Origin of the sequence: Parabacteroides sp. ASF519 (assembly GCF_000364265.2) — a bacterium.
In the GTDB taxonomy this organism is placed as follows: Bacteria; Bacteroidota; Bacteroidia; order Bacteroidales; family Tannerellaceae; genus Parabacteroides; species Parabacteroides goldsteinii.
On sequence record NZ_AQFV02000006.1, the window covers coordinates 4243528 to 4252364 of the forward strand.

14 protein-coding genes are annotated in these 8837 nt (G+C 37.8%); 7 read left to right on the plus strand and 7 right to left on the minus strand.

Annotation, left to right across the window (positions count from 1 at the left end):
- The first annotated feature begins 11 nt into the window (after nucleotides 1-11).
- The 4 genes from trxA to C825_RS16790 all read left to right on the plus strand — a co-directional run bounded on the left by trxA (nucleotide 12) and on the right by C825_RS16790 (nucleotide 3224).
- Nucleotides 12-500: a thioredoxin gene (gene trxA / locus C825_RS16775; RefSeq protein WP_010803330.1), complete on the plus strand. Its 489-nt coding sequence runs from the start codon at nucleotides 12-14 to the stop codon at nucleotides 498-500.
- Nucleotides 501-695: 195 nt separating this feature from the next.
- Nucleotides 696-1094: a hypothetical protein gene (locus tag C825_RS16780; RefSeq protein ID WP_010803331.1), complete on the plus strand. Its 399-nt coding sequence runs from the start codon at nucleotides 696-698 to the stop codon at nucleotides 1092-1094.
- Nucleotides 1095-1099: 5 nt separating this feature from the next.
- On the plus strand, nucleotides 1100-1669 hold the full coding sequence (locus tag C825_RS16785) for a YdeI/OmpD-associated family protein (RefSeq protein WP_044214647.1): 570 nt from the start codon (nucleotides 1100-1102) through the stop codon (nucleotides 1667-1669).
- A 226-nt stretch (nucleotides 1670-1895) separates the two neighbouring features.
- On the plus strand, nucleotides 1896-3224 hold the full coding sequence (locus C825_RS16790) for an ATP-binding protein (RefSeq protein ID WP_010803334.1): 1329 nt from the start codon (nucleotides 1896-1898) through the stop codon (nucleotides 3222-3224).
- 152 nt (nucleotides 3225-3376) lie between these two features.
- Here C825_RS16790 and C825_RS16795 read toward each other — a convergent pair whose 3' ends face one another.
- From C825_RS16795 to C825_RS16810, 4 genes are read right to left on the minus strand one after another with little or no spacing between them, the layout of a single operon-like run.
- On the minus strand, nucleotides 3377-3820 hold the full coding sequence (locus C825_RS16795; RefSeq protein ID WP_010803335.1) for a hypothetical protein: 444 nt from the start codon (nucleotides 3818-3820) through the stop codon (nucleotides 3377-3379).
- Between the two features lie 12 nt (nucleotides 3821-3832).
- Nucleotides 3833-4243 carry a D-Ala-D-Ala carboxypeptidase family metallohydrolase gene (locus C825_RS16800; protein WP_010803336.1) on the minus strand — a complete coding sequence of 137 codons (411 nt, stop codon included), beginning with the start codon at nucleotides 4241-4243 and terminating at the stop codon, nucleotides 3833-3835.
- The gene (locus C825_RS16805; RefSeq protein ID WP_007659354.1) at nucleotides 4224-4442 is read right to left on the minus strand and encodes a hypothetical protein; all 219 of its coding nucleotides are present in this window, start codon (nucleotides 4440-4442) and stop codon (nucleotides 4224-4226) included. Before C825_RS16805 ends, C825_RS16800 begins: the two co-directional genes overlap by 20 nt.
- Nucleotides 4443-4493: 51 nt before the next feature.
- Entirely contained in the window at nucleotides 4494-4937 is a 444-nt protein-coding gene (locus C825_RS16810; RefSeq protein ID WP_007659352.1) for an HU family DNA-binding protein, read from the minus strand.
- Nucleotides 4938-5250: 313 nt separating this feature from the next.
- On the opposite strand from C825_RS16810, the gene C825_RS16815 reads away from it, so the two are divergent.
- Both C825_RS16815 and C825_RS27750 read left to right on the plus strand, forming a co-directional pair.
- Nucleotides 5251-5475 (plus strand): helix-turn-helix domain-containing protein, encoded by a 225-nt coding sequence (locus C825_RS16815; RefSeq protein WP_044214648.1) that lies wholly within the window; start codon nucleotides 5251-5253, stop codon nucleotides 5473-5475.
- A gap of 70 nt (nucleotides 5476-5545) precedes the next feature.
- Nucleotides 5546-5935 (plus strand): HipA domain-containing protein, encoded by a 390-nt coding sequence (locus C825_RS27750; protein WP_157310096.1) that lies wholly within the window; start codon nucleotides 5546-5548, stop codon nucleotides 5933-5935.
- Here the strand turns inward: C825_RS27750 and C825_RS16820 are convergent.
- From C825_RS16820 to C825_RS16830, 3 genes are all read right to left on the minus strand, one after another.
- Nucleotides 5890-6033, minus strand: a complete 144-nt coding sequence (locus C825_RS16820) for a hypothetical protein (protein WP_010803340.1) — start codon at nucleotides 6031-6033, stop codon at nucleotides 5890-5892. The genes C825_RS27750 and C825_RS16820 overlap by 46 nt on opposite strands.
- Nucleotides 6034-6150: 117 nt before the next feature.
- Nucleotides 6151-6591 (minus strand): HU family DNA-binding protein, encoded by a 441-nt coding sequence (locus C825_RS16825; RefSeq protein WP_016212994.1) that lies wholly within the window; start codon nucleotides 6589-6591, stop codon nucleotides 6151-6153.
- A 454-nt stretch (nucleotides 6592-7045) separates the two neighbouring features.
- Entirely contained in the window at nucleotides 7046-7489 is a 444-nt protein-coding gene (locus tag C825_RS16830; RefSeq protein WP_081615951.1) for a Fic family protein, read from the minus strand.
- Nucleotides 7490-8312: 823 nt separating this feature from the next.
- On the opposite strand from C825_RS16830, the gene C825_RS16835 reads away from it, so the two are divergent.
- Nucleotides 8313-8837 (plus strand): very short patch repair endonuclease, encoded by a 525-nt coding sequence (locus C825_RS16835; protein WP_044214468.1) that lies wholly within the window; start codon nucleotides 8313-8315, stop codon nucleotides 8835-8837.

Below are 8837 nucleotides of genomic sequence, written 5' to 3' on the forward strand. Positions count from 1 at the left end.
AATTGTATCTAATGAAAAGTAGAAAATTCTTTACGCTACTAGCTTTAATGGTTGGTTTTATGACGCTGGCCTCATGCAAAGGACAGGCTAAAAACAACGAAGCAGCAAGCGACACCGAAACTACAGGAAAAGAGACAGCAGCTCCTGTACACCTCAATAAGGCTGACTTTCTGAAGAAAGTATATAATTACGAAGCCAGTCCGAATGAATGGAAATATCTGGGCAATAGACCTGCCATCATCGACTTTTACGCCGACTGGTGCGGTCCCTGTAAGATGATCGCTCCTTCACTGGAACAACTTGCCAAAGAATATGCCGGACAGATCAACATTTACAAAGTCGATGTAGATAAAGAAACAGAGTTGGCCCAGGCATTCGGCATTCAGGGAATACCGGCCCTTCTATACATCCCTATGGAAGGAAAGCCCCAGATGCTTCAGGGAGCAATGCCTAAAGACCAGTTAAAGGAAAAGATAGAATCAATTTTACTGAAAAAGTAATTTGTTTTTCACTTCAGTTTTCACTTACTCTACAAACAAAAATTTTCAGGTAGACTTGATAATCTTCTCAAAAAAGATACTTTTTTCAAGTCTACCTGAAAATTTCCCCATCCAAAGGTTTATTCCCCATAATCATCATAACATCTAAATATTTACTAACTTTGTCATCGTTTGTAAATCATAAAACGAAACGTCATGAGTAAATACCTATTTATGCTGAGTATGTGTATGTTTATTGCACAGTCAGTTTTTGCACAATCATATTCCAAATACTTCCGCTTGGCTAATCAGGATACCGTCAATTTCACCTTTACAGTGAAGAAGCCCGATATTAAAGCAATAGACTGTTATCCCCAGCGGATTACCCAAATTTCGAAAAACGCAGATAATTACGAAATATCACTCACAACTATCAATCCCTGGCCCGAATGCTACATAGAAGGAACCGGTTGGTGTTCTGTCGACCCGACTATGCCTTCGTATATCTGCCCGCATTTTGCTGAAATCAGGATGCGTTACGGGATAGATTACGAAGACTGCGACATCAAAACCCTAAATTATGACATCGAACCGATTGAGTTTACCAAAAGATGACCATTATGGCAACAGAGAATAAAATAAAGTACTTTGAAAATCGGGAAGATTGGAGAAAGTGGCTGACAGACAATTTTGAAACCAAAGACGAAATTTGGTTTGTCTTTCCCCAGAAATCATCAGGTAAAAAAAGCATTATATACAATGATGCCGTTGAAGAAGCCCTTTGTTTCGAATGGATTGACAGTACGATAAAATCACTTGACAAAGAACATAAAATTCAGCGTTTCACGCCTAGAAACCCTAAAAGTACATACTCGCAAGCCAACAAAGAAAGACTTAAATGGTTATTGGAAAATAAAATGATACACCCTAAATTTGAGGATAAAATACGAACTATTTTGTCTGACCCTTTTATTTTTCCAGATGATATAATTGACAGATTGAAAGCAGATAAAACAGCATGGAAAAATTATCAACACTTCTCCGCCCCATATAAACGTATCCGAATTGCATACATTGAAGCAGCCAGGAAACGGCCTGAAGAATTTGAAAAACGACTAAACAACTTTATCAATAAAACGAAAGAGAATAAAATTATAACTGGATTTGGGGGAATCGGAAAATACTATTAATATCTCATAAAATACCGATGCCTAACTTGCGTCCTGCCTGCAAGCAAGCAGTCGTAACTGCATTGGCTAACAACCCATTCTCCACCCATCCCGCAAAAATATACAGCGGTATAAATTACGGCCATATATTTTCTACTCATAGATAAATACACTATATTTGCAAAATATACAGCCGTAAAGTTTACTGTCGTATATTTTCAAAATAGTATGAACTAAATTTACTATCATGAAATTTTATAATCGTGAAATAGAACTGAAACTGTTGGATAAAACAAGGAAAATCGCTTTTAACAACCATTCACAAATGACGGTCTTAACCGGACGCAGACGCATTGGAAAAACAAAGCTTATCCTCAAAAGTTGTGAAGAAACACCAACTGTTTATTTCTTTGTAGGCCGAAGCAATGAAGCTCAGCTTTGCAGCCAATTTGCACAAATAGCCAGCAAAGCACTAAATACCTATATTCCGAATGAAATATCCTCTTTCGCAGGACTCTTTGAAATGCTTATGAATATAGGCAAGAACACTTCCTACAACCTGATAATAGATGAATTTCAGGAGTTTTTCTATATCAACCCGACGGTATATAGCCAAATGCAAGACATCTGGGATAGATATAAAGACACGACACATGTCAACTTGATTGCCAGCGGTTCTGTATACACTCTTATGATACAGATATTCCAAAATGCAAAGGAGCCACTATATGGTCGGTGTGACAGTATTATAAAGCTAAAGCCTTTTTCTACCTCCGTATTGAAAGAAATTCTTTCTGATTATAAACCGAACTATACTCATGAGGATCTACTGGCCCTATATACATTTTCCGGAGGAGTTCCCAAATACATAGACCTGTTTATGCAAAACGGATGTACAGATATGGAAAGCATGGTTAATTACATAGTACGATCTGATTCTCCATTCCTTAGCGAGGGCAAAGCTTTGTTAATACAAGAATTTGGTAAAAAGTATGGTAATTATTTTGCTATTTTATCAGACATCGCTAATGGCCGAAATACATTATCTGAACTTGAAAAAAATATGGGAGAGACCAGTATAGCCGGTCATATAAGAAGACTAGAGGAAGATTACGAATTGATAGCAAAGAAACGGCCTATTTTTGCAAAAGAAGGTACACAAACCGTTCGTTTTGAAATTTCCGACTTATTCCTACGATTTTGGTTCCGATATTTCATCAAATATCATTATCTCATTGAAACAGAAAACCTGGACCAACTTGGAGAAATTATAAAAAAAGACTATCCGACCTATTCAGGGTTAACACTTGAAATGTATTTTAGGCAAATGATGATCGAAAGTAAAGAGTTCAGAAATATTGGTTCATGGTGGCAAAGCAAAAAAGAAAAAGATCCCTGTGAAATAGATATAATAGGCATTTATGCAGATGATAAACGTGCATTAGTCGCCGAAGTAAAACGGCAGCGCAAAAACTTCAACCCAAACGATTTCAATGAAAAAGTTGAAATAGTCCGAAATAAAGTACTTTCGAAATACAAAATTGAAGTGAGAAATTTCTGTATGGAAGATATGTAAACTGTATGCGAACAAATCCGGTTTCTCTTCCGCATACAATCCGATAATATCTATTTCATCCTGATCTTTATGGTTCTTGCCTTGCCACCAAGAACCCATATCTGCAAATTCCTTGTTATCAACAAAATAAAAGAATAACTGGATTTGGGAGTTTACTTCTGCTTTCTAAATGCTATACCTATATATAACGAACAAAACAACAACACCGCCCCAATCACCAACATCCGCTTTGGATAAGAAAACTCCACAGTACTTCCTTTCTGAAAAGAATCAGAACCAGTAAAACAGTTCTCATCTACAGAACCAGAACTAACAACCGACTCAACCACCTCCTCCCCCTGTTCCTTAATAGCGACATGAGTAACAGACTGCACCCCATTCAACCGACAGCTATCAAACACAATATGCTCTATATCGATCACCTTATTGCGAGAAGCCTGATACAGATTTTTCAACAACATACTATCACTATGAAAGCTATGCACCTCCTCCCTTATCTCCTGGTGTTGCACACTACGCCGCCCGGCACTAGAACCGGGCAGCAAAACAACCAACAAACCAACCGAAACAAATAAACTTCTACCCCACATATCCATACCTACCCCCCTTCATTTATTAATGATCACCTGATAACGATTCTCTCCATTTACCCGAAACGACAAATGCAGAAACTTCTTTCGTTTATAAAGAATCGCCTGATCGAAAGGCAACTTACAGCAAAGTAACACATCCAACAACTCCTTCGGATCAGGCACATAACAATCCGCAGCCTCCCCCTTCACATGCTGGCTCGAAGGCACGCCGCCCACCAACCTGTTCACCTCCGGACTCCGGTAACCGCTTGTGATCGCAATCGGCTTCCCATAAGCCACCCGCAAAGGCTGTAACAACCGTTTCACCAACTCCATCATAGCCTGCTTCACCTCAAACGGCGGCTCATTCAGCAACCCATTCTCCACCGCCACCCGGCTATACGTCATTTCTTCCCAAGTAAAATTCCTACTTATCCTCTCTTTCATTTTGTACCGATTTAATTTTATACGAATAATCCACCCCAAACAAAGCTCCGGCAAATGTGCAGGTTTCCCCGAAAGCCACCAGCACACTATTATGAATCTCCCCTTTCGGAGCAATCCAGAAACCGGAGAAAAGAAGAACAATCCCGCTCATTACGAGCAGGATTGCCATTACCAATTGAATAGTCAGTCTTTTTTTCATACGTTCCCCTTTCCTCTTTCAATCAAGTAATCCTCAATTTCCCATTTTCAGTTATTCAATTTCCGGTCTGTCATCTCCACCGGAACCTTCTTCTTTTTTAGGTTTCGTATCTTCATCTTCTTCAAACTTCACGATCTCACTCATCCAGCGCAGACTGGTTCCCGGCGAGAATATCACCCGTGCCTTTTTTATCAGGGAAGCATTGAAAGCATCCGCCGTCTCCGCACCTTTCGAACGAATCGAAAGACGAAAACTACCGAACTCACCCACCTGTACAATACTACCCGAACGAAGCTCCAGGCTCATCGCCCAGTTTAACGAATCGAGTATTGCCTTCACATCAGCACTCGACATCGCCGAGCGACTGGAGATCAATTCACACAACTTATCCATATCGCAATAGTTCGACGACCGTGCCATCGCATAAGTCTTCACCTTGTCCTTATCGTCACCGCTAAGAACCTTGCGCTGCACCTTTCTAAATTTCAGTGTCATAGCTTTTCTATTTTAATGATTAATACTACTGTTTCCAGGGGAACGATACAAAGGTACAGGTAGGAATATATGTAAAGATCGGCGTGAGATCATCGTGTAAAACAGTATATAATAAGACTTTAGGAACAACCAAAATCTTAAAATACCATTTTTCACGAACCATCACACCGATCGTTTTAGGTTCTTATTTAACGTTTATCAGGAAAATAATGATTATTACGTGAGATTCTTAGGGATAGATTTAGGTTATTTAATGACTTCTCGTATCAAACAAGAAATATTCATTATATTTGTACCCGAAGAGGTATCAAAAATGAATAACTTATCATTAAATGAATATGTAAAATCAAAGCGCAAGTCGCTTGGATTATCACGTGAAGAGTTCGCGCTGAAAGCAGGTGTCGGACTCCGTTTTCTTCGCGAACTAGAACAAGGAAAAGAAACCTTGAAAATGGATAAAGTAAATCAGGTATTAAAACTGTTCGGAATGCAACTTGGTGCCGTGCCTATGGACAGGAATAATTTAATAGAACCATGAAACAAGCTAAAATTTATATGTATAGTAAGCCAAGAAGATTGTAGAGTTTTCAGCGTACCCAGTCCTGGACTTGATCAATTACGTTGAGATTTTATTGTTCTGTTATCTTACAGGTAATGCAGACATGCACCTAAAAAACTTTTCCCTCTATAAAAAGATAAAAGAAACCACACTAACGCCTGCTTATGATCTCTTATCGACTAAGCTGGTCATACCTGAAGACACAGAAGAACTTGCTCTGACTCTGAACGGAAAAAAACGAAAATTAAAGAGATCTGACTTTGACAATCTACTAAAAACAATGAAAGTTGAAGATAAGATTATTGAAAATACATACAACAAATTTAGAAAAGTATTACCGCTATGGTATGATTTTATTGAAATTTCATTTTTGCCAAATCAAATGAAAATAGATTATAAGGCTTTAATAGAACACAGATCTTCCATATTAAACAAGTGATAATAGGCAAATGGCAATTCCACATCCCGTTCTATCACATCAAACAGGATTTCACTTTGCTTAATAGCAATCAGCGATTTGAGAACCTCTTTCCTCATAAGTTTTCCTTTATTTTAGGAAAGAAAAAGCTTTTTCTTTCCTAAAATAAAGGAAACTTTTTTCATACGTCCCCCCTTTCTCTTTCAATCAGGTAATCCCCTATTTACCATTTTTAATTATTCAATCACCGGTCTGTCATCATCCGGATTTTCTTCTTTTTTAGATTTCGTGTCTTCATCCTCTTCAAACTTCACGATCTCACTCATCCAGCGCAGACTGGTACCCGGCGAGAATATCACCCGTGCCTTTTTTATCAGGGAAGCATTGAAAGCATCCGCCGTCTCCGCACCTTTCGAACGAATCGAAAGACGAAAACTACCGAACTCACCCACCTGTACAATACTACCCGAACGAAGCTCCAGGCTCATCGCCCAGTTCAACGAATCAAGTATCGCCTTCACATCAGCACTCGACATCGCCGAGCGGCTGGAGATCAATTCACACAACTTATCCATATCGCAATAGTTCGACGACCGTGCCATCGCATAAGTCTTCACCTTGTCCTTATCGTCACCGCTAAGAACCTTGCGCTGCACCTTTCTAAATTTCAGTGTCATAGCTTTTTTATTTTAATGATTAATACTACTGTTTCCAGGGGAACGATACAAAGGTACAGGTAGGAATATATGCAAAGATCGGCGCGAGAGTATCGTGTAAAACAGTATATAATAAGACTTTAGGAACAACCAAAATCTTAAAACACCATTTTTCACGAACTATCACACCGATGGATTCAGGTTCTTATTTAACGTTTACTAGGGAAATAATGATTATTCAACGGAATTCTTAAGGATAGATTTAAATTATTTAATGACTTCTCATAACAAATTTGATATCCTTTCGGGTACTCTTTTTAATATAATCACGTAATAAATACCCGAGAGGGTATCGAATAACAGAATATAAGTCATTTATAGAAAACAAGTGATGCCAGTATACTGTATGCGGAGATTAGCACTCATATTCTCCGCATATCATACGGCAAATACAGACATTAATCTCCGCAAACAATCACATTACAAGTTCATAATTGGTACTTCTTCCACCTTCATCCGTTTTACGCAACACACCTTTGGTCATCAAATCCTGTATATCACGTAAAGCCGTATCAGCAGAACATTTTGTAATCTTAGCCCATTTAGAAGAGGTTAATTTTCCATCAAAACCATCCCAAAGCAAATTCACCATTTTTATTTGCCGTTCATTCATGGAGACTAACCGATACCTATCCCAGAAAGCTGCTTTCTGTAAAACCGTACTGATTGATTTTTCAGTTTTGACTAATGCCGCTTCCAAACAATCAAGAAACCATTCAAACCACCCCGTTACATCTACACCACCTTTTTGTGTTTTCTCCAATATCTCATAATAGCCTTTACGCTGCTTACGTATCTCTGCCGACATACTATAAAAACGATGTGGCATTTCATCGGCACGGGTTAAGAATAAATTCATTATAGTATGGACAATTCAACATTATTGTCCTCATAAAATATGTTACTGCACGACCAGCATGTTGAAGGACTTCTTGTAGCTTCTCACGAACATAGCCAATGAACTGCTTTCAGTCTTGATCATTTTTCATAACCTTTTATTTTTACATTTTGCTTACAATATGGTACACAGCACATCCAAGTTGCTGTAATAAATCTTTTTTTGTCACGATGAAAGGGTTACATGCCGTCATTACAACCCCTCAAAAGTATCCTGCCGGAGATTTTGGTAAGTAAACGGACTCCTTCTAATCTAAAAATATCGTTCTCCAGCAGGTTCTAGATTATTCGGTAAAAGTAACTTCTCTATTCTGTTCACTTTTAAGATAATTCCAGCGCAAGTCCGGCTTTTTGTTATTCATATTGACCTTATTATATCGTTTATGATACAATATTACAGAGTTATTATGAGGCTGTTGATTACTCAACCGTTGAGCAATCGACAAAAAAGATAGAAGCCAACAAAAGGATATAAAAATAACCGGAGAATATATGCATGTAATAAAATACTTTCACCATATTTGTTTTGGATAAGAAACTTTCTTGTATTTATCTGACTGATAGATTATAATTGAGAAGTAATAAGTTGTTAGTAACAATTTAGCGAAAATCTGGCAGCATTGATTATATGTACTTCACATACCTTAAAATAACTTCGACATAAAGTTAATATTTTTTTGAAAACCACCAATACTCTATAAACATTTTGATGAAAAATCAGAAAAGATTTTTTTGAATGCTAATTAAATTCTAACTTTGTACATAGTAATTTGGCAATTAAAAAAATGGATATTTGGGACAAAAATAAACGGTCGGAATGTATGTCAAAAATCAGGTCTAAAAATACTAAACCTGAATTGGTATTGCGCAAAGCCCTTTTTGCAAAGGGCTTTCGGTATCGTGTGAATGTTCCAAACCTGCCCGGAAAGCCCGATATTGTTTTGCCGAAATACAAAACGGTTATTTTCCTGCACGGTTGTTTCTGGCATCGGCACGAAGGCTGCAAATATGCTTACACGCCAAAGACAAATACAAAATTCTGGATTGATAAAATCACTTCCAATGTTAAAAGGGATAAAACTAATTTACAGAAACTTATAGCTTTGGATTGGAATATCATAACAGTCTGGGAATGTGAAATAAGACACACGCACAAACATAACCTCACTCCCTTGATTGACAGAGTAGAAGCAGAAATACTCGAAAATCAGCCAAAGAAAATTTCTTTGAAATTTTATGAACAGCGCGAAAATGAAGTTTTAATGGTTGCCGAAGAGATTGTTAAGTATCATCGAACTGCGAAAAAATAA

What these genes read in the sequence shown, in the direction of transcription:
- trxA (WP_010803330.1), top strand. Translation starts at nt 12, where the DNA reads ATGAAAAGTAGAAAATTCTTTACGCTACTAGCTTTAATGGTTGGTTTT.
- C825_RS16780 (WP_010803331.1), top strand. Translation starts at nt 696, where the DNA reads ATGAGTAAATACCTATTTATGCTGAGTATGTGTATGTTTATTGCACAG.
- C825_RS16785 (WP_044214647.1), top strand. Translation starts at nt 1,100, where the DNA reads ATGGCAACAGAGAATAAAATAAAGTACTTTGAAAATCGGGAAGATTGG.
- C825_RS16790 (WP_010803334.1), top strand. Translation starts at nt 1,896, where the DNA reads ATGAAATTTTATAATCGTGAAATAGAACTGAAACTGTTGGATAAAACA.
- C825_RS16795 (WP_010803335.1), bottom strand. Translation starts at nt 3,820, where the DNA reads ATGGATATGTGGGGTAGAAGTTTATTTGTTTCGGTTGGTTTGTTGGTT.
- C825_RS16800 (WP_010803336.1), bottom strand. Translation starts at nt 4,243, where the DNA reads ATGAAAGAGAGGATAAGTAGGAATTTTACTTGGGAAGAAATGACGTAT.
- C825_RS16805 (WP_007659354.1), bottom strand. Translation starts at nt 4,442, where the DNA reads ATGAAAAAAAGACTGACTATTCAATTGGTAATGGCAATCCTGCTCGTA.
- C825_RS16810 (WP_007659352.1), bottom strand. Translation starts at nt 4,937, where the DNA reads ATGACACTGAAATTTAGAAAGGTGCAGCGCAAGGTTCTTAGCGGTGAC.
- C825_RS16815 (WP_044214648.1), top strand. Translation starts at nt 5,251, where the DNA reads ATGAATAACTTATCATTAAATGAATATGTAAAATCAAAGCGCAAGTCG.
- C825_RS16820 (WP_010803340.1), bottom strand. Translation starts at nt 6,033, where the DNA reads ATGAGGAAAGAGGTTCTCAAATCGCTGATTGCTATTAAGCAAAGTGAA.
- C825_RS16825 (WP_016212994.1), bottom strand. Translation starts at nt 6,591, where the DNA reads ATGACACTGAAATTTAGAAAGGTGCAGCGCAAGGTTCTTAGCGGTGAC.
- C825_RS16830 (WP_081615951.1), bottom strand. Translation starts at nt 7,489, where the DNA reads ATGAATTTATTCTTAACCCGTGCCGATGAAATGCCACATCGTTTTTAT.
- C825_RS16835 (WP_044214468.1), top strand. Translation starts at nt 8,313, where the DNA reads ATGGATATTTGGGACAAAAATAAACGGTCGGAATGTATGTCAAAAATC.